Origin of the sequence: Sphingobacterium sp. G1-14 (genome assembly GCF_002196555.1) — a bacterium.
Lineage (GTDB): Bacteria > Bacteroidota > Bacteroidia > Sphingobacteriales > Sphingobacteriaceae > Sphingobacterium > Sphingobacterium siyangense.
Map to the genome: position 1 here is coordinate 4,084,548 of NZ_CP021381.1, position 19,018 is coordinate 4,103,565.

General features: G+C 38.1%; 18 protein-coding genes and 1 riboswitch. Of the genes, 12 read left to right on the forward strand and 6 right to left on the reverse strand.

Translation table 11 applies throughout. The annotated features are described in order from the left end of the window. The first annotated feature begins 20 nt into the window (after positions 1 to 20). Complete coding sequence (locus tag CBM24_RS17670) at positions 21 to 995, forward strand: bifunctional riboflavin kinase/FAD synthetase (protein WP_046674485.1); 975 nt, start codon at positions 21 to 23, stop codon at positions 993 to 995. 89 nt (positions 996 to 1,084) lie between these two features. Here CBM24_RS17670 and aroQ read toward each other — a convergent pair whose 3' ends face one another. After that, the gene (aroQ, locus tag CBM24_RS17675) at positions 1,085 to 1,504 is read right to left on the reverse strand and encodes a type II 3-dehydroquinate dehydratase (RefSeq protein WP_088163621.1); all 420 of its coding nucleotides are present in this window, start codon (positions 1,502 to 1,504) and stop codon (positions 1,085 to 1,087) included. Between the two features lie 273 nt (positions 1,505 to 1,777). Continuing rightward, positions 1,778 to 3,451 carry a gliding motility protein RemB gene (locus CBM24_RS17680; RefSeq protein ID WP_232475556.1) on the reverse strand — a complete coding sequence of 558 codons (1,674 nt, stop codon included), beginning with the start codon at positions 3,449 to 3,451 and terminating at the stop codon, positions 1,778 to 1,780. A gap of 195 nt (positions 3,452 to 3,646) precedes the next feature. Between CBM24_RS17680 and CBM24_RS17685 the strand changes: the two genes are divergently transcribed. The 4 genes from CBM24_RS17685 to CBM24_RS17700 all read left to right on the forward strand — a co-directional run bounded on the left by CBM24_RS17685 (position 3,647) and on the right by CBM24_RS17700 (position 7,664). After that, the gene (locus tag CBM24_RS17685; RefSeq protein WP_088162169.1) at positions 3,647 to 5,062 is read left to right on the forward strand and encodes a glycoside hydrolase family 125 protein; all 1,416 of its coding nucleotides are present in this window, start codon (positions 3,647 to 3,649) and stop codon (positions 5,060 to 5,062) included. A gap of 53 nt (positions 5,063 to 5,115) precedes the next feature. Continuing rightward, positions 5,116 to 5,940 carry a glutamate racemase gene (murI, locus tag CBM24_RS17690; RefSeq protein ID WP_088162170.1) on the forward strand — a complete coding sequence of 275 codons (825 nt, stop codon included), beginning with the start codon at positions 5,116 to 5,118 and terminating at the stop codon, positions 5,938 to 5,940. A gap of 70 nt (positions 5,941 to 6,010) precedes the next feature. Further along, the gene (locus CBM24_RS17695; protein WP_088162171.1) at positions 6,011 to 6,256 is read left to right on the forward strand and encodes a hypothetical protein; all 246 of its coding nucleotides are present in this window, start codon (positions 6,011 to 6,013) and stop codon (positions 6,254 to 6,256) included. Positions 6,257 to 6,410: 154 nt separating this feature from the next. Further along, entirely contained in the window at positions 6,411 to 7,664 is a 1,254-nt protein-coding gene (locus tag CBM24_RS17700; protein WP_088162172.1) for a PQQ-dependent sugar dehydrogenase, read from the forward strand. Between the two features lie 607 nt (positions 7,665 to 8,271). On the opposite strand, the gene rlmH is transcribed toward CBM24_RS17700, so the two are convergent. After that, positions 8,272 to 8,745, reverse strand: a complete 474-nt coding sequence (rlmH, locus tag CBM24_RS17705; RefSeq protein ID WP_088162173.1) for a 23S rRNA (pseudouridine(1915)-N(3))-methyltransferase RlmH — start codon at positions 8,743 to 8,745, stop codon at positions 8,272 to 8,274. A 475-nt stretch (positions 8,746 to 9,220) separates the two neighbouring features. Between rlmH and CBM24_RS17710 the strand changes: the two genes are divergently transcribed. Further along, complete coding sequence (locus CBM24_RS17710) at positions 9,221 to 10,114, forward strand: DUF3078 domain-containing protein (protein WP_088162174.1); 894 nt, start codon at positions 9,221 to 9,223, stop codon at positions 10,112 to 10,114. 129 nt (positions 10,115 to 10,243) lie between these two features. Here the strand turns inward: CBM24_RS17710 and dnaB are convergent, their stop codons facing one another. Beyond that, on the reverse strand, positions 10,244 to 11,854 hold the full coding sequence (gene dnaB, locus CBM24_RS17715) for a replicative DNA helicase (protein ID WP_370445164.1): 1,611 nt from the start codon (positions 11,852 to 11,854) through the stop codon (positions 10,244 to 10,246). A gap of 385 nt (positions 11,855 to 12,239) precedes the next feature. On the opposite strand from dnaB, the gene ubiE reads away from it, so the two are divergent. From ubiE to CBM24_RS17745, 6 genes are all read left to right on the forward strand, one after another. Continuing rightward, positions 12,240 to 12,980: a bifunctional demethylmenaquinone methyltransferase/2-methoxy-6-polyprenyl-1,4-benzoquinol methylase UbiE gene (ubiE, locus tag CBM24_RS17720; protein WP_088162175.1), complete on the forward strand. Its 741-nt coding sequence runs from the start codon at positions 12,240 to 12,242 to the stop codon at positions 12,978 to 12,980. 64 nt (positions 12,981 to 13,044) lie between these two features. Then, the gene (locus tag CBM24_RS17725) at positions 13,045 to 13,806 is read left to right on the forward strand and encodes an SDR family NAD(P)-dependent oxidoreductase (protein ID WP_088162176.1); all 762 of its coding nucleotides are present in this window, start codon (positions 13,045 to 13,047) and stop codon (positions 13,804 to 13,806) included. Positions 13,807 to 13,816: 10 nt separating this feature from the next. Continuing rightward, complete coding sequence (locus CBM24_RS17730) at positions 13,817 to 14,266, forward strand: GatB/YqeY domain-containing protein (RefSeq protein WP_088162177.1); 450 nt, start codon at positions 13,817 to 13,819, stop codon at positions 14,264 to 14,266. An 88-nt stretch (positions 14,267 to 14,354) separates the two neighbouring features. Continuing rightward, entirely contained in the window at positions 14,355 to 14,807 is a 453-nt protein-coding gene (locus CBM24_RS17735) for a GNAT family N-acetyltransferase (RefSeq protein WP_088162178.1), read from the forward strand. Positions 14,808 to 14,818: 11 nt separating this feature from the next. Beyond that, positions 14,819 to 15,193 (forward strand): DUF423 domain-containing protein, encoded by a 375-nt coding sequence (locus CBM24_RS17740; RefSeq protein WP_088162179.1) that lies wholly within the window; start codon positions 14,819 to 14,821, stop codon positions 15,191 to 15,193. A gap of 6 nt (positions 15,194 to 15,199) precedes the next feature. Then, a riboswitch (Fluoride riboswitch) is annotated at positions 15,200 to 15,262 on the forward strand. 36 nt (positions 15,263 to 15,298) lie between these two features. Then, positions 15,299 to 16,537, forward strand: a complete 1,239-nt coding sequence (locus CBM24_RS17745; protein WP_088162180.1) for a voltage-gated chloride channel family protein — start codon at positions 15,299 to 15,301, stop codon at positions 16,535 to 16,537. A 240-nt stretch (positions 16,538 to 16,777) separates the two neighbouring features. On the opposite strand, the gene mgtE is transcribed toward CBM24_RS17745, so the two are convergent. Both mgtE and pepE read right to left on the reverse strand, forming a co-directional pair. After that, positions 16,778 to 18,094: a magnesium transporter gene (gene mgtE, locus CBM24_RS17750; protein WP_088162181.1), complete on the reverse strand. Its 1,317-nt coding sequence runs from the start codon at positions 18,092 to 18,094 to the stop codon at positions 16,778 to 16,780. 171 nt (positions 18,095 to 18,265) lie between these two features. Further along, positions 18,266 to 18,976, reverse strand: a complete 711-nt coding sequence (pepE, locus tag CBM24_RS17755) for a dipeptidase PepE (RefSeq protein ID WP_088162182.1) — start codon at positions 18,974 to 18,976, stop codon at positions 18,266 to 18,268. Between the last annotated feature and the right edge of the window lie 42 nt (positions 18,977 to 19,018).

A 19,018-nucleotide genomic window follows, 5' to 3' on the forward strand; every position in this document is an offset into this window, starting at 1 on the left:
TTTTGCAAAAACTCCTATAAATGAAAATCTACAGAAGTTTAGATGATTTCTCACCAGTTGAAAATGCAGTTGTAACCATCGGTACTTTCGATGGTGTTCATATTGGCCATCAAAAAATATTGGCTCACTTAAAGGAAGCAGCTCATAAAATTAATGGTGAGACAATTTTGCTTACTTTTTTCCCACATCCACGATTGATTATCAATCCAGATGATGATAGTTTACGCCTAATCAACGATATCGAAGAAAAGGTCAGTCAATTGAGTAAAGTGGGAATTGACCACTTAATTATCATTCCTTTTTCCCGTGATTTTTCAAATCAGACTCCGGAAGAATATATTAGTAATGTTCTTGTAGGCAAATTGGGTACAAAAAAGATTGTGATAGGCTATGATCACCATTTTGGAAAAGATCGAAAGGGTACTATGGGCGATTTAGAGCAGTTTGCATCTATATTTGACTACAGTGTTGACGAAATTCCAGAACAGGATATCAACGATATTGCAGTATCCTCCACACGAGTACGTGAAGCGCTTATAAAGGGCGATATAAGAACGGCTAACCTCTATTTAGGCTATCCTTTCGAATTAACGGGAACTGTTATTAGAGGCGACCAAATTGGGCGTACAATCGGATTTCCAACAGCAAACCTGCAGGTTCACGAACCTCATAAACTCATACCGGCCTATGGTATTTATGCTGTTGAGGTATATATCTATAATCATATCCAAAACATCACTACAGGGGAGTATAAAGAGGAAAGTCCGGTTTCAATTGCGAAAGGTATGGGCTATATAGGGACCAGGCCCACTGTTGATGGGATGAATCGTGCTATTGAAATCAGCCTATTCGATTTCGATCAGGATATTTACGGCAAGACACTACGTGTCAAGTTCCTTCATTTTATCCGACATGATGAACGGTTTGACTCGCTTGAAGAAATGAAAGCTCAGATAAAAGCAGACGAAGTCGAAATCAGAAGTCTTATTGGTTAGAACAAGTCTGTTAGCTATAAAATAAAAAAGCGGGAATTCCCGCTTTTTTATTTTATAGCTATTTTTTCTCTTCCTTGCAAAAGAAGATATTATTTAATAAACGCCTCGATACCCAATCTGTAGCTATCCAGGCCAAAACCACAGATCACCCCTTTACAATTCTTTGCCAGGAACGAATGATGGCGAAACTCCTCTCTTTGATGGACATTGCTTATGTGAACTTCAATAACAGGTGTTGTAACAGCCGCAATTGCATCTCCAATAGCAACAGATGTATGCGTATACGCTCCAGCATTCAACACAATTCCATCAAATTCAAAACCAACTTCGTGGACCTTATCGATTAACTCTCCTTCTGAATTGCTTTGAAAATAGTGCAATTGTACCTTTTCAAACTGTTGTTTAAGTTCTTCAAAGTAGCTAAGGAAGTCCTGGCTACCATAAATCGATTTCTCCCTTACACCCAACAAATTCAAATTTGGGCCATTCAGTATGAGGATTTTTTTCATTGAAATATAATCATTTTTGTGCTGGTCCATTGGTTAACTGAGCTAACCCTTACCATTTTTGTTTAAATAGATCGTTTTTAAGCCGTAATAAATTATAAGAACGGATCGCCAACTATCGGATATTTTATTCTGGTTGTATCAAAGTTGTTTTTCCTATCTTCTCAATTTGTCCTGAGACCTCGTTTTAAAAACAAACTATATTGGTTTTTGTAGCGTTTATGGCCAATCAATATAGTTTGTCTTATTTCTAGATAGATCAGTTTATAAAAATTTCTATAAATCGTTATAAATTGCCCGGAAACTTGAGCGAAGTCCAAATGACACAACACCAGACTTATTGACTACCGGTGTTTCATATTGTGCTTTTGCGTAACGTTGGGTATAACCAAGTTCTAAGCGAAGGTTATACTTGGGGTTAAGCACATAGGCAGCCTTAGCATCCGCATAATAGATATTGTTCTTTATTCCTTGCGCAATGTGGTTTCCATATAAATTTGGTATCGTTCGATAGGATTGAAAAATATCTCCTCCCATATTACTTCCATCCGGGAGATCCAGCCCATTCTGGGTAAACATGCCCTGTAACGAAAAGTCCCATCTATCCCATGCATAATTCACAAGACCAACAAGCTCTCTAAAGTTTGCCCCTTTCGGATGAGCCAATGGTTCGGCATTGTTACTATAGTTTGAATACGATTTAAAGTGTGCGTAAGTATATGGTCTTGCTGTATTATACTCGGCAAGAAAATTTAAATTCTTCACACCAAACATATCATATCCCCTTACGCCAAGTTGTGCTCCCCATTTGTTGTGCGCATATCCGTTACCAGCGAAGAACTCTTTAGCAGTAAATTCACCCAGTAAAAACTGTCCATATGCAGTCAATCTATAAGGTAATTTATATTTGGAGGTCAATCCCAAAAACATTTTGTCAGGCGACGTTGAGTTATTACTTTCAACAGGTCGAATAAAGATAATTGGACTAATATAGCTAAAATCAAAACCTCTTTTACCAGCCTCATCTTGAGCAGCCCAAACGACAGACTGAAAAAAGCCTATCGATAGCTTATTTGTCACATTCCAATCCAAATATTGAAAAGCCCCCCATTTTTTTCCGTCTCCTAAACGTGTATTATTCTGCCCTTCCATCGGAGTTGTACCCGTCAAATCCTGTCTAGGATGCGTCGGATCATTCATATAGGCCCAAATCGAAGTATATTGAACATTTCCTATGGTCCCGGTCAATTTCAAATGGGCATAGTTTGAAGAAAAATCCGATAAAAGCATCGATCGATAGCCATCCCCGATAAAGTTTTTGTCGTAAGCCAAAGTTGCCTGGATATACTTATGGGCGTCATAAGTCATACTAGCTGTCGCATACATCCAGTCCATTTTATTCTTAGACTGAAATTTTGTATTTCCTTGACCCGGAATAACTTTATGTGCAACAATATAGTCATCTAAATATTTAGGAAAGACAGCTTGACTTTCAAATGCGGAAGTATTAAATGTAAATTTATTTCCTACGTTCAATCCCACTTGAAATCCTCTACCATTCATCCATGTACGGCGCTTGTCGCCCTGCATGTCCTTTCCAATATAAAGATCCGGTAGAAAATCAGCATAGAATGTGTAATCGTCTTTTTCAACCTGCACAAGATGTTCGTTAAAGATCTTGCGCATGAACCAATTAGACGAAGAAACGGGTTTATTAGATTGGATTGAATCAAACTTAGCTAACAATAAAGAGTCTTTTATGACGAATGGTTTAGCAGAAGTATGCATTCTCGTCTCCGTAGAATAAACCGCATCGTTCATTTTTTGATAAAAATGATACGAATAGGGCTGACTCTTAATCTGGGCAAAACCTCCGCAGGAAATACCTACTCCCACGCCTGCCAGCACAATTCGGAGTAAATTATTATTTTTTGTTATATTAAGCCTCATAAAATTATTTCAAAGATTATTTTTTCTAGCAAAATGCATTCCTAAACGCAAATTAACCGAATAAAATTGACTTTATTCATATGTTCAGTCAATTTTATCATGCTAAATCGTATTTGCTATTCCTTTTATTCAAAAATATTTATATCTTGCATTTCAGTAAATAACCTTAAATCATAAAAAATAGCCCTAATAAGCATGAAACGCAGAACATTTATCCAAAACGCAACCCTGTTAACCGCAGGTGCACTTACAAGCAAATTTTCATTCGCTCAGGAACATTCTTTTCCCACTGTTCGGACAGGTAAAGAGAAAAGACTTTTCTCGAGCAAGGTAATCGAAGATGCAATTGTAGAATTTCAGAAAAATGTTAAAAATAAGGAACTGGCTTGGTTATTTAACAACTGCTTTCCTAATACCCTAGATACTACCGTATTTCCCTATGTCCAAAACGGAAGAAATTATACCTATGTGATTACAGGGGATATTGACGCGATGTGGTTGCGTGACAGCAGTGCGCAGGTATGGCCGTACCTCCCTTTTATGAAAAAAGACAAAAAACTGCAGGATCTTATTGTTGGCTTAATTCAAAAACAGAGCAAATGCATCAATATTGATCCTTATGCCAATGCATTTTATAACGATCCAACAAAGAAAGGCGAATGGTTCAGTGATCACACAAACATGAAACCTGGAATTCATGAACGAAAATGGGAAATCGATTCATTGTGTTATCCAATTCGATTAGCTTATCATTATTGGAAAGAAACAAATGACAGCAGTCCATTTAATGAAGAATGGTTAGAAGCACAACATAAAATATATCAGACTTTCGTTGAGCAACAACGTAAAGATAGTCTAGGCCCATATAAATTTGAGCGAACAACATCCAGAGGATCCGACACATTACAGGTAGATGGCTACGGATATCCTGTAAATCCAGTTGGCTTGATTTGCTCTAGTTTTCGACCGTCAGACGATTCTACAATTTTCTCATTTCTTATTCCATCCAATTTATTTGCGATTGTTAGCCTTAGACAGTCTGCCGAGATCTTGAAAAAGGTTAAAAATGAACACGAGCTCGCTGCAAAAATGGAAGCGCTTGCCAATGAGGTCGAAGCAGCAGTCAATAAATATGGTATCATCGACCATCCGACATTGGGCCGGATTTACGCATTTGAAGTAGACGGTTTTTCGAGCCATCTTATGATGGATGATGCAAATATCCCTAGTTTGTTGGCCCTACCTTATTTAGGAGCTGTAGATCTAAATAACGAAGTTTATCAACGTACGCGTAACTTTGTTTTGTCTGATAAAAATCCATTCTTTTTTAAGGGAACAGCAGCAGAAGGCATTGGTGGACCTCACATAGGAAGAGATATGATCTGGCCGATGTCCATTATTATGCGGGCGCAGACCTCAACAAATGATGAGGAGATTCGTAATTGTATTAAAACACTGGTCAATACACATGGTGGAACTGGATTTATGCATGAGTCTTTTCATAAAAACGATCCTAAAAAATTCACAAGACATTGGTTTGCTTGGACAAATACATTATTTGGCGAATTAATTTGGAAAATATACAAAGAGAAACCATCTTTGCTTCAATAAATCTGAAACTTATGACACAATGTTATAAGTGAAAGAACTTATAACATTGTGTTATGGATAATTTAACAACCCCCGGTCCTATTGGTATTTTTGATTCCGGTTATGGAGGACTCTCCGTATTCAAGGAAATTCAACAACTTTTACCTCAATACGATTATATCTATTTAGGCGATAACGCCCGTGTTCCCTACGGTACAAGATCCTTTGAGACCGTTTATAATTACACCAAACAATGTGTTTTTAAATTATTTGACCTGGGCTGTAATCTCGTTATTCTGGCATGTAATACGGCTTCTGCAAAAGCATTAAGGACTATTCAACAACATGATCTTCCCCCTGGAAAGAAAGTCCTTGGCGTCATCAGACCCACTACAGAAATCGTACACAATTTTACGAAAACTAACAAGATCGGTATTTTAGCCACTACAGGAACGGTAAAATCTGAATCCTATAAAATAGAAATACACAAATTCAATCCAGAAATTGAGGTTTTTCAGCACGACTGCCCTTTTTGGGTTCCTTTAGTAGAAAACAATGAAATCAATACAGAAGGTGCACATTACTTTGTAGAAAAAGATTTACGGGAACTTTTACAGCAATCCGATCAAATCGATACCATTGTACTTGCCTGCACCCATTATCCTTTATTGCTACCCGTAATCCAAAAATATACACCAAGTAATATAAAGATCATCTCCCAGGGACCTATTGTTGCCAATAGCTTAAAAGAATATCTTGATAGACACCGGGAAATTGAAACAATTTGTTCTCAAAATGGCCAACTGGCCTTTTATACAACAGACGATCCAAGGGACTTTGAATACAAAGCAAAAATATTTTTTGGACAGCCGATAGCCGCAAGCCATATCAGTGTTTAGAAAATAAAAGGCAATAATTTTTAAAACTTTTACTTCCCAATTTTCGTTATTCTGATAAAAGGCGAGTAAAATGAAAAAGAACTTTATAACCATTGCTTATAATCAGGATACACAGCATTGCGAATCCAAAGAGTTTTCAAACATACAGGAAAGTGCAGATTATTTTAAGACTTTCGAGACCTCTGCACAGCCCAACTACGTTCCCGTGTGTATTTACAATTTAAATACAAACACCATTCTAGATATAAGTGATTATTATATAAACAACGATATTGAACTCCACCGAATTGTAAAAAACTGCCTGGCGGGAAAATAACTCCTTTAATACTTAAAAACAAATTAGCGGACTAGCATTCCCCTTTCTTATTAGCATGAGTTATATATTTATATTATTACATTCTGAAAAATAATATTTCATTAATTTTTAATATCTTCAAGCAGATAATCAGACCAAAAACAAGTCACAGATAATGAAAACCAAACTGACAATAAGCCTCTTAACAGTATCTTTAGGATTAACTGCATGTAATTCAAACCATGCGAATTCAAATTCAAGTTCGGATAGCAGTGCAAATTCTGCAACTGATACAACAAGTTATCCTCCCGTAGAAACACAAAATGCAAACACGAATTATAAACCTGCATTTGCTGGACAAACCAGAATTAAAGGTGCAAAGACGAGCACACCGTTCGAAGGTAAAGTAATTGCCGAGGGATTAAAATCTCCTTGGGGTATCACTGCGCTACCAGATGGCCGATTATTAATCTCAGAAAAAGAAGGTGATTTTCGCATTGCAACTGTAGACGGTAAATTAAGTGAACCAATTAAAGGTTTACCTCAAGTCAATAGCAGTGGACAAGGTGGACTTTTGGGATTACGTCTTGATCCAAAATTCGAGTCAAACCGTATGATATATTGGGTTTTCTCTGATAATACCGCTGCCGGAACTTTGACGGCTGTTGCGAAAGGAAAACTGTCCGCAGACGAGAAATCGATAGAAGGTGCTAAAGTTATCTACCAAGCTACTCCTGCTCATAAAGGGAACTTGCATTATGGTGGCCGTATTATCTTTGATAAAGAAGGCAATATTATTTTGAGCACGGGTGAAAGATCTGATTTGGTCACGAGACCATTGGCACAAGATCAGAATGCAGCATTGGGCAAGATCCTACGTATTACCACTGACGGACAGCCTGCCCCTGGGAATCCATTTATAGGCAAGGCAAATGCACGTCCGGAAATTTACAGTTATGGACATCGTAATCCACAGGGACTTGCCTTACATCCTGAAACTGGCGATCTTTGGGAAACTGAATTTGGTCCACGGGGCGGCGACGAGTTGAACAGAATTGAAGCAGGCAGGAATTATGGATGGCCAACGATTACGTATGGTATAGAATATAAAGGAGATAAGGTTGGCGATGGCATACAACAAAAAGACGGTCTGGAACAACCCGTCTATTATTGGGACCCAGTCCTCTCGCCTAGTGGAATTACATTCTATACCGGACAGAATATTCCAGAATGGAAGAATAATCTTTTTATTTGCGGTTTGAGCAGCATGCACATTGCCAGAATTATACTAAAGGATAACAAAGTGGTTGGAGAAGAACGTCTACTAGGCAGTGAAGGACAACGATTTAGAGATATCACGCAGGGAAAAGATGGCGCGCTGTACGCTATCACAGATATCGGAAAATTATATAAAATTGATAAGAAATAAATACTTCGATTCGACGCAGCCCCTCTCAAATGGGCTGCGTTTTATGTTGACCTAGCCCTAAAAACACACTTTCAATTATTTTTTATCGACCTTATTTGCTATATTTCTTTTCGAACATGACAACCGCTCTAGTTTGGCTCGATTATTGATAATCTATTAACGAATCAATAAATTATTATATGGTAAAAAAAGAAAAAATGAAAAAACTATTAGAAATTAATCCCTTGTCATTCTATATGACCAACTGGGGATTCGTAAACAACACCGCCCCAAAAAGAACGCGCAAAACCTGCCAACCTTCTCCCAAAAATTAAGCGTTCTTGCTTAAACAATTCAATTAAAATTTATTAAAATCATCTGCTGATATCCTCCATACGGATATTAAGTAAGAGATTTATTTCTTTTACTTAATATCCGTATGGAAGGGCATTAAGCTATGCGAAAAAATAGGCCAATGCGATTACGATTATAATACAAGCAATCATAATGTATTTATTCAATTGGCTATTTTTTTCTCCTTCGTCACTTTTATAGTGATAATCTCGTTTGTTGGGCAAATTCATAAGCTTGTTTTTATTCATGATGAAGTTACGGACTTTTTTCCATATTATTCGTGATGATAAGGCTCTCCCTTCATGATAGAAAATGCACGATAAAGCTGCTCTGTAAAAAACAAACGAATCATTTGATGCGAAAATGTCATCTTGGACAACGAAATTTTTGAATTTGCTCGATCATAAATTTTTTGGTCAAATCCATAGGGACCACCAATAATAAATACCATTTGCTGAACACTTTGCACCATCATTTTTTCCAGATAAGCAGAAAACTCCAGGGAGCGAAACTCTTTTCCATGTTCATCCAGCAGAACGACGAAATCTTGAGGCTGTAATTGTTTTAGAATCAAAAGAGCCTCCTTATCTTTCTGCTGCTCAGCAGAAAAATTCTTGACATTTTTGATGTCTGGTATCACCATGATATTAAAGTTCACATAAAACTTTAACCGTTTAATATACTTGTCAATACCCTCTATCAGGTACTTGTCATCTGTCTTACCTATACAAAGTAGCGTTATCTTCATCTAAACATTTTATTAGTTTTTGTTATGAATAGCACAATAGAAGCCGGCTTTCTCGATCCAAAATAATGGCTTTGTTCTTGTTCCCGGGTATTGTCAAAAGCTGCTCATAAACTTTTATCCAAGAGCTGCTACGCTAATAAATAGCGCATACATACAATTGAGCAAAGTTCTGATTTTATTTAAAATAAACACAATCAAAAGGACAAAAAAACATTAACCTCATTTATTCGTTTAGTTATAAAACATTTATTTTCTCGTACACGCTTAAAACATCACGCTGAAAATGGATAATGACCTCGTTTTAAGCGCATCGATCAGATCAGATTGTTGTATATAACAATAGGAACGAAATATATTTCAACAACTCCAATACGCAGAAATAAAGCTGCTGCGTTAGTTGTCTAAAAAGATGTGAAACTGTACGTGCTCATCTGGATTACAATAATATGGAAATGCAAACAAATTAAGTATACACATGAAAATAATAAAATCAATTATTCTTATTGCTTTTGGCTTATTAGCACATGAAACCTACGCTCAGACAACCGCGGTAGACAGTACGAAAACCTGGATTATCAAAGGAGAAAACACCTTTCTGATCAACCAAAGTTCATTTTCTAATTGGGCTGCAGGTGGTGTAAATTCATTCTCCGGCAACCTAACTCTTAATTACGACTTCAATTACAAAAAAGGCAAATGGTCATGGGACAACAAGGTCCTAGCGGCTTATGGGCTAACCTTTCAAAAAGAGTCGGACTGGCGCAAAAATGATGACCGATTAGTTTTAAATAGCTTGTTGGGACATCAGGCGTCTCAGTATTGGCTTTATACCTTTTTTCTAAACTTTAACACACAATTTGCCGATGGTTATGATTACACAGCTTCACCCCAAAAAAGGATATCCAGGTTTTTAGCTCCGGCATACCTGAGCTTCGGTCCGGGTTTTGCTTACAAACGATCGGACAACCTCAGATTTAATCTTTCACCTGCGGCTGTGCGCTTTGTATTCGTAAGTGATACACTCCTTTCTACACGATATGGACTAAATCCGAACAGCAAGTCCCGCACTGAATTCGGTGCATCATTTGATGCTTATTATAAAGTAAATTTAATGGAGAACATTTCATTTGAAAATATACTAAAACTCTATTCAAACTATTTAGATAAACCTCAAAATGTAGATATCGACTATACGGCCAATCTTTTTATGAAGGTAAATAAGTTTATTACAGTAAACGCAGGTGTACAGATGATCTACGATGACAATACGGCTATTCCGATTATTAAAGATAATGTTGAAGTTGGAAAGAGAAATTCTGCCCTACAAATTAGGCAAATTGTTGGTGCTGGCGTGACATACAAGTTTTAAAGGCAAAAAAAATAGCAGGCACAAGCCCACATAAGCAAGATAAATTACGAAGTCGCTGTAAACGAAAAAACCGAATTTAAATCATTCGGTTTTTTCTATTATTTAGGAATACTTATGTAAAATTAATCACTAAAATGGCGCATCATCAGGCATGTCGTTCATTCGGGATGGCATAGTAATCCCCCCACTGAAGCCCCCAGCACTAAAATCATCAGCAAAGTTTGGCGACGGATTCAATGCAGAAGCAGAAAATGTAGCCGGTGCATCACCGAATCCATCTCCACCACCCATACCCGAAAACTCATCTTCTAAATCCACAAACTTCACAAATTTACCCACAAAGCGAAGTGGAACAATTCCGGTCTCACCATTACGGTGTTTTGCAATAATAACTTCACCGACACCGGCAGTAGGACGTCCCTCTTCATCTTCTGTCAAACCATAATATTCGGGCCTATATAAGAAAAGAACCATATCCGCATCCTGCTCAATAGAACCAGACTCCCGTAAATCGGACAACATAGGGCGCTTACTATTTCCTGGCCTTGACTCTACTGCACGACTCAACTGCGACAATGCGAGCACAGGAATATTTAACTCTTTGGCAACAGATTTCAAAGCACGGGAAATACTACCAATCTCTTGTTCACGGTTCCCCCCTCCTTTACCGTCTGCTTTTCCATGCATTAACTGCAAGTAATCGACGATCACCATCTGGATATCGTATTGTGCCTTTAAGCGCCTACATTTAGCTCTAAATTCGAACACGTTCAACGCCGGCGTATCATCAATAATAATAGGCGCATCGGTTAAACGACCAATTCTCGAATGTAATTGTTGCCATTCATGATCAGCAAGATTTCCTTTTTTTAATTTCTCTTGCTCAATTTCTGTTTCACCAGCAATTAGACGATTGACAAGCTGAACGGATGACATCTCCAGCGAGAATACGGCGACTGCTTTACCGTGTTCCACAGCGGCATTACGTGCAACGGAAAGTACGAATGCCGTCTTTCCCATCGCTGGACGTGCTGCAATAATAACAAGATCGGAAGGCTGCCAACCTGAAGTCATACGATCCAAGGCAGTCAAACCCGAAGGCACACCTGTCAAACCATCCGTGCGGTCACGCAGCATCTCAAGATTAGAAATCGCCTCACGCATAATATCGTCCATCTTCCTTGAATCTCTCCGCAAGTTATTCTGCGCGATATCAAACAAGCTTTTTTCGGCATGATCCAAAAGATCGAAGATATCTGACGTTTCATCGTATGAGCTATTAATAATTTCAGTAGAAACTTTAATAAGCTCACGCTGAATATATTTCTGCGAAATAATACGTGCATGATACTCAATATTAGCTGCCGAAACCACGCGATCTGTCAATTGCGTAATATAATAGGCACCGCCGACCATTTCAAGAGCCCCCATCCGTCTAAGTTCCGAGGTAACGGTTAATATATCAATTGGAGAAGTCTTTTGAAAAAGGCCAAAAATCGCTTCAAAGATTTTTTGGTGTGATTCCTTATAGAACGATTCCGGTTTTAAAATATCAATAATTTCACTCAGCGCATTCTTTTCAAGCATCAAAGCTCCCAAAACAGCCTCCTCAAGATCCACTGCCTGCGGCGGAAGTTTACCCAAACCACTCACCAAATTATTTAATTTGGTACGACGTTCGCCATAATTACCCCGTTTGTTATTATCCGTGTTATTCGCTTCAAAATTACTGTCGTTCATCATGATATTATATCAGAAATATAGCTTTGCTATCCTTATAAATTTTAGATAGGATAACAAATGTATAAAAAATAAAATTCACCACCATGCGGAGTTACACACAGAGAAATTCAACGATCACACCCGAAACCTCAAAAAGCTTTGAAGGACACAGATTTACACAGTGAGTTTTCAACACTTACTGTTGAAAAGATGTTGAAAATAAAAAATTACCACTTAAAATCAACACATTAAAAAATGTTAATAACTTAAGCCATTGTGAATAAGCAAAATGGTAAAAAGCAAATCAATCCTCTCGACTATCATCAAAACAAACTGACTTTAAGATGAAAACAAATCCCTTTTTTAGCAGTAAAAAATATTCATATATTGTATCTTTGTAACTATGACGCACGACTCCTCAACATTAAAACCCTATAAAGATACCAACGATGGGAAGAAGAAACAGGTAGCAGACATGTTTGACAACATCTCTCATTCCTATGATTTTTTAAACCATTTCATGTCTTTGGGTATTGACATTATATGGCGCAAAAAAGCCATCAATGCCTTGAAGTCCATAAAACCGCAACTGATGTTGGATGTAGCGACGGGAACTGGTGATTTTGCATTGGAATCAATTAAAATCTTGAATCCGAAAAAGATTATTGGTGTCGATATTTCCCAAGGAATGCTTGAAGTTGCTAAGAAAAAAATTGCAAGTAAGGGTTTAGCGAATCAATTTGAGGTAGCGTTAGGAGACTCAGAGAGGCTTCAATTTGAAGATAATACTTTCGACGCTGTTACCGTAGCATTTGGTGTCCGTAATTTTGAAAACTTGGAGAAAGGCCTATCAGACATATACCGCGTATTAAAACCTGGTGGGAAAGCTGTTATTTTAGAATTTTCGAATCCAAAGAAATTTCCCATTAAACAGCTTTATAATTTTTATTTCAAGTTTATTACACCAACCATTGGAAAATTCTTTTCAAAAGATTCCAGTGCATATGAATACCTACCAGAATCAGTTGCTCAATTTCCGGACGGCCAAAAGTTCGTTGCCATCAACAAAAAAGCAGGTTTTAAAGAAACGATTGTTAGACCGCAAACATTTGGTATCTGTACCATCTATATTGCTACAAAATAGTACCAGCTAAGATCTGGTTTTGAGTGAAATCGGATTAATTTTTAATATCAACGAGTTACTTTATATGACTAAAACAGTTTTTATTACAGGAGCAAGTTCAGGAATTGGTCAGGCTTGTGCCGAAGTTTTAGCGAAAGAAGGTTACAATCTTTTACTTTGCGCGCGCAGGTTAAACCGTTTAGAGGCATTAAAAGATGCATTGTTAGCGGCCTACCCTACTATTCAGATCCATATTTTTGAGCTTGATGTTCGCGATGCTGAACAAGTTGCGAATCAAATTGAGGGCCTGCCTCCAGCATGGAAGAAAATAAATGTTCTCATCAACAATGCTGGTTTGAGCCAAGGATTGGATCCTATTCAAAATGGTGATATCGGAGATTGGGACAGAATGATTGATACCAATATTAAAGGTTTACTGTATGTGAGTAAATCTGTGATACCACTTATGGATACTGAAAACGGCGCCCATATTGTTAATTTAGGATCTATTGCAGGGAAAGAGGTTTATCCGAATGGAAATGTGTACTGTGCTACCAAACATGCTGTTGATGCTTTAACTAAAGCTATGCGCATTGATTTGTTAACTCAGGGCATTAAAGTAACATCTATCGACCCCGGGATGGTGGAGACGGAGTTTTCGGAAGTTCGTTTCCATGGAGATCGGGAAAGAGCTAAAAATGTCTATAATGGTGTGCAGGCCCTGACAGGGAAAGATATTGCCGAAACGATCCTTTTCGTCATTACCAGACCTGCACATGTTAATATAAACGATCTATTAATAATGCCTACAGCGCAAGCGACAGGCACAATTGTCAATCGAAAATAATTTAAATATCATGTCATTAGAAATACAAATAAATCAAGACATTAAGGCCGCAATGATCGCAAAAGACACGGCAAAATTACGTGGCTTACGTGCAATTAAGGCAGCTATCCTCTTAGCAAAGACAGAAAAAGGTCATGCCGAAGACCTTAATCAGGAGGCGGAGATTAAAGTTTTACAAAAACTTGTAAAACAACGTCGCGAATCTGCTGAAATTTACAAGACTCAGAACCGTGAAGATCTTCATGAAATTGAAGTTGAGGAAGAAAAAGTAATTGAGGCTTATTTGCCAAAACAACTAAGCAGAGAAGAAGTCGAAACGATTGTCAAAGCAATTATCGCCGAAACAGGAGCTTCCTCCATTAAAGATATGGGTAAAGTAATGGGAGCCACAAATCAAAAGCTTGCTGGACAAGCAGATGGAAAAACCATCTCTGAAGTTGTTAAAAGTCTTCTTGCATAAAATGCTTAAATCAATAGAGTCAAATTAAATTGGATATGTCTTTCCAGCCATATCGATTACATAATTTGACTCTATTTTTATTTCAATTATGGCTTTTCAGTGGAATCTAAAGAGTTTTGACGAACTCAACACGACAGAATTATATCGTATTTTAAAGCTTCGAATGGAAGTGTTTGTTTTGGAGCAGGAGTGTTTATATCCTGAATTGGACGATAAAGATTTTGCCTGTCTACATCTGTGGACAGAACAAGATGATCGTATTATAGCATACACGAGATTGGTTCCTCCGGGCCTTTCCTACCCACAAGCTTCGATTGGTAGGGTTATCGTCGCCGAGGAAGCGCGCGGAACCGGTCTGAGCAAACAATTAATGATTCATTCTATCGAATCGCTCTATAAAGAATTTGGTGAAGGTGAGATACAGATAGGTGCGCAATTTCATTTAAAATCCTTTTATGAAAAATTAGGGTTTAAACAAATTTCCGAGCCCTACCCTGATTATGGAATCCTTCATATTGATATGATTAAACCCGCAATTTAGTAAATTTAGGCATGCAAAACGTTGTCATCATCACAGCCGCCCTATTTGGCGGACTCGCTATTATCCTAGGTGCATTTGGAGCCCATGCATTCAAAAAATTCCTATCAGCTGAAAAACTGGAATCCTTTGAGGTCGGCGTTCGATATCAAATGTATGCTGCGCTAACCCTATTGATTCTGGGATTCAATTTCCACTTTGAGCTTCAGTCTGAACGAGTCGCATTTTATCTGATCACACTAGGAACTCTTTTATTCTCGGTAAGTATATATTTTCTATCGTTTGCTGAATACTGGAAAAAGAATCTAAAGTTTCTTGGCCCAATTACCCCGCTCGGCGGATTACTTATGATCGCAGGCTGGGTTGCTATTATCATTCGTTTTTTGTAGATTTGAACTATATATGGCAATGATGTCTGCCCTGAACCGCCTTAATAAGCTGATGACGTCTACTATTTTAGTATAAAACAACAATTTTATATAAAGTGTAGACTTATGGCTATAACACATTCAAATCAAAGCAATCTTCATTTTTTTCTTAAATGGCTTATCTCCTGTAGTGCGATAGGTTTCATCGTAGGCTCTATTTGTGCGTTTTTTCTCTTTTCCCTCAATTGGGTAACGCAGTACCGAGAAGCTCATCCTTGGATAATTTATGGACTTCCCCTAGCGGGATTTGCCATAGCATTGTCCTATAAGTATTGGGGAAATCCAGCAAGCAAAGGAAATAACCTGCTGATTGAAGAATACCTTCATCCCCAACGCCGCATTCCGCTTATCATGGCGCCTCTTGTCCTATTCGGAACTTTACTTACACATCTGTTTGGGGGTTCTGCAGGTCGTGAAGGAACTGCTGTACAGATAGGTGGAGCAGTTTCCGATCAGCTTAATCGCTGGTTTGACTTCGATAAAACTGAACGTCGCATCTTAATTTCGATCGGCATCACTGCAGGCTTTGCCGCTGTGTTTGGCACCCCGCTCGCCGGAACGATATTCGGACTGGAAGTACTACTGATTGGCAAAAAAAGATATTTCGGTATTCTGCCCTGTTTATTTACCGCCTATTTTGCGAACTTCAGCTGTCAATTATGGAATATTCCACACACCCATTATCCAATTCATGATGTTATTCCAATGCTGTCCTTGACCAATATTGGATTTAGCCTCGCCGCAGGCATTCTATTCGGTATTACAGCATGGCTTTTTACATTTGCCAGCGATTTCTTTAGCCTTCAATTCAAACGAATTAAATATCCTCTGCTTAGACCAGTGATCGGCGGTATTATTTTAGTACTTATCATTACTTTATTCCATAGCAGTAACTATATTGGACTTGGTATCCCCATGATTCAGAACGCATTTGTCGATCAGTCGAATTATTATGACTTTATCATCAAATTGCTTTTAACGACTTTCACCCTTTCTGCCGGATTTAAAGGCGGAGAAGTCACCCCGCTGTTTTTTATCGGGGCAACCTTGGGGAGTGCATTAAGCACCGTTATTCCACTTCCCATCAGCCTGCTGGCTGCCATGGGCTTTGTAGCTGTATTTTCAGGCGCTACAAACACCCCGCTCGCCTGTATTGTAATGGGTTATGAATTATTTGGGATTCAGCCTATTTTATTTATAGCAATAGCGTGTATAGTCGCTTTTTTATTTTCCGGAAAAAAAGGAATTTATATTGCGCAAAAAGGCGGTTTAAAGGAAAAATTATACCGCAGACTCAATTTATAAGCAGACTCACTTTATAAACAAGACAATGCGCTTTCAGCTTCTCAGTCTATCTCCTTGCATCCCATTATGAACTACTTCAAATAAAAACAAGATAGGGCAAAAAAACATGTCAAGAATAAGAGTGCAGACCACAATGAATGGATAGATGACTTTAATAAAGACACGAGAAAAATTTTTTGATAAAAAAAAGCCTAAATCATAAGTATGCTTTAGGCTTTTTTTAAAATCTTATCATCCGAACTATAGTAGTTTTCCATGCAAAAAGAATGCTGCAACAGTAAAATAGATAATCAATCCTGAAACATCCACCAACGTAGCTACAAATGGTGCTGATGCCGTCGCCGGATCCAATCCAAACCGACGTAGAATAAATGGAATAAACGATCCTGACAAAGTCCCCCATAAAACAATAAACAATAAGGAAACAGCAACCGTAAAACCAATTGAAATCCAATAAGGACCATAGTCATACAGACCAAGAAAATGCCAAGCCAATATCCGTAGGAATCCGATCGAACCCAATATTCCACCTAAGATTAAACCAGAAGAAATTTCGCGCTTCATCACGTACCACCAATCTTTCAGCTTTAACTCTCCGAGCGCCATGGCACGAATAATTAAAGATGCCGCCTGCGACCCGGAATTACCCCCACTGGATATAATTAAAGGAACAAATAAAGCAAGTACAACCGCCTTTTCCAATTCCCCTTCAAAAAATCCCATTGCCGAAGCTGTAAGCATTTCGCTAAAAAACAAGATGATCAGCCAGCCGGCTCTTTTTTGAATCAATTGCAACAAAGGAGTTTTAGTATAAGCCAGATCCAATTCTTCCATCCCCCCAAATCGCTGAATATCTTCTGTATCCCGATCTTCAATTCGATCCAACACGTCATCAAATGTCACAATTCCGACCAATACCCCTGCTTCTGTAATAATAGGCAAAGCACTTCGGTCATATTTTTGAAAAATCTCGAATGCCTCTTCCATGGGTGTGGAAGCCTTAATCGCGGCAAAATTGTAATCTATTAAGTCGGAAATCTTGGTAGAAGAATCCGATAGCAGTAATTGACCAATTTTCAAGTCATCGATCAACACATTTTTCTCATCAACTACATAAATAAAATTAAGCGTTTCGGCCTTCCTTCCAAACACCTTGATATGCCGAAAAACATCATCCACAGTATAATAAGGACGAACTTGCACATACATTGGCGTCATAAGCCGGGCAATACTATCCTCTTTATATCCGATCAGCTCCAAAGCCATCTGCTTCTCGCGCTCATTCAATAGATTGATCAGATACTTGATCAGATCATCAGGCAATTCAGACAGTAATTCATTACGCGTATCCGGCTTCAAATTATTCAGCAATTCGGACAGTTCATGTTCCGTCATGGATTTGATCAACGTATATTGAACATCCATTTCAAAAAAAGAAAAGATCTCCAATCTATCCTCCAAAGGATAGTCCATAAACTGTTGATGTTGTTCTCCCTTACTTAAACGCGATATTTCTTCCGCGATATCGGCTGGGTGTAATGCTGAATTTTGTTCCATTGGAAGAATATTTTAATGGATTTAGCGCAAAAGTAGCTTATTTTGTATGATTTTCAACAATCTGAAAAACTATTTTTTCCAATGGGAATTGCTGCTAGTCTTTCGTAAAATCGTCTACTACTAGATTGAAGAGTACATTTGACTTGATATGCCCATGAACTTTACAATATCTTAAAAATTAATTAATCCAGGCGCTAGCTCCTCGGGCTCAAAACCAGCTTTAAATAGCCGGGCTGTTAAATTACCTTTCAGTTCTATATTTCCTTCATCTACATGCAACCAGCTCCCTTCACGCAAGCCTATGACTGGCTGAGGATTAAGCTGATGAAATTCCTGGATTCGCGTTTCCCTTGTCTCTCCTTTATGTGTAGAATTTGGATCCGGATCCAAATAATGTGGATTAATATTAAAAGGTAAGAAACCAAGTGCGTCAAAGCTAGGCGGATAAACAATAGGCATATCATTTGTAGTTCCTATTGTTAGTCCGGTCAAATTGGACCCCGCAGATGTACCGACATATGGAATCCCCTTTGCTACTTGTACACGCAATTGCTGTACCAAATCCAGCTCATACAAGGTTTTTAAGAGTAGAAATGTATTTCCTCCACCAATAAAAATAGCCTTAGCATCCTGAATAGCCTTCTTCATGTTATGAAACTCATGCAGCCCCCGAACCGTTATACCGCTATCTCTCAGTGCGTCCTGCACCTTAGCCGTATAACCATCAAACGAAATTCCTGATGGTCTCGCAAAAGGGACAAATAGCAATTCGTCTGACTGAATAAATTCTACAAAATCTTGCTTAATATAAGCTAAAAACTCACTACCATAGATCGTACTTGTACTTACGACCAATAACTTGTACGCTGGATTAACATTCATCTTTTTTTCGCTAAAACATTAAAATAAAAAGTACCCTTGGCT

What these genes read in the sequence shown, in the direction of transcription:
- CBM24_RS17710 (WP_088162174.1), top strand. Translation starts at nt 9,221, where the DNA reads ATGAAAATAATAAAATCAATTATTCTTATTGCTTTTGGCTTATTAGCA.
- CBM24_RS17735 (WP_088162178.1), top strand. Translation starts at nt 14,355, where the DNA reads ATGGCTTTTCAGTGGAATCTAAAGAGTTTTGACGAACTCAACACGACA.
- CBM24_RS17680 (WP_232475556.1), bottom strand. Translation starts at nt 3,451, where the DNA reads ATGAGGCTTAATATAACAAAAAATAATAATTTACTCCGAATTGTGCTG.
- ubiE (WP_088162175.1), top strand. Translation starts at nt 12,240, where the DNA reads ATGACGCACGACTCCTCAACATTAAAACCCTATAAAGATACCAACGAT.
- CBM24_RS17740 (WP_088162179.1), top strand. Translation starts at nt 14,819, where the DNA reads ATGCAAAACGTTGTCATCATCACAGCCGCCCTATTTGGCGGACTCGCT.
- aroQ (WP_088163621.1), bottom strand. Translation starts at nt 1,504, where the DNA reads ATGAAAAAAATCCTCATACTGAATGGCCCAAATTTGAATTTGTTGGGT.
- murI (WP_088162170.1), top strand. Translation starts at nt 5,116, where the DNA reads ATGGATAATTTAACAACCCCCGGTCCTATTGGTATTTTTGATTCCGGT.
- mgtE (WP_088162181.1), bottom strand. Translation starts at nt 18,094, where the DNA reads ATGGAACAAAATTCAGCATTACACCCAGCCGATATCGCGGAAGAAATA.
- CBM24_RS17745 (WP_088162180.1), top strand. Translation starts at nt 15,299, where the DNA reads ATGGCTATAACACATTCAAATCAAAGCAATCTTCATTTTTTTCTTAAA.
- CBM24_RS17670 (WP_046674485.1), top strand. Translation starts at nt 21, where the DNA reads ATGAAAATCTACAGAAGTTTAGATGATTTCTCACCAGTTGAAAATGCA.
- CBM24_RS17695 (WP_088162171.1), top strand. Translation starts at nt 6,011, where the DNA reads ATGAAAAAGAACTTTATAACCATTGCTTATAATCAGGATACACAGCAT.
- CBM24_RS17685 (WP_088162169.1), top strand. Translation starts at nt 3,647, where the DNA reads ATGAAACGCAGAACATTTATCCAAAACGCAACCCTGTTAACCGCAGGT.
- pepE (WP_088162182.1), bottom strand. Translation starts at nt 18,976, where the DNA reads ATGAATGTTAATCCAGCGTACAAGTTATTGGTCGTAAGTACAAGTACG.
- dnaB (WP_370445164.1), bottom strand. Translation starts at nt 11,854, where the DNA reads ATGAACGACAGTAATTTTGAAGCGAATAACACGGATAATAACAAACGG.
- CBM24_RS17725 (WP_088162176.1), top strand. Translation starts at nt 13,045, where the DNA reads ATGACTAAAACAGTTTTTATTACAGGAGCAAGTTCAGGAATTGGTCAG.
- CBM24_RS17700 (WP_088162172.1), top strand. Translation starts at nt 6,411, where the DNA reads ATGAAAACCAAACTGACAATAAGCCTCTTAACAGTATCTTTAGGATTA.
- rlmH (WP_088162173.1), bottom strand. Translation starts at nt 8,745, where the DNA reads ATGAAGATAACGCTACTTTGTATAGGTAAGACAGATGACAAGTACCTG.
- CBM24_RS17730 (WP_088162177.1), top strand. Translation starts at nt 13,817, where the DNA reads ATGTCATTAGAAATACAAATAAATCAAGACATTAAGGCCGCAATGATC.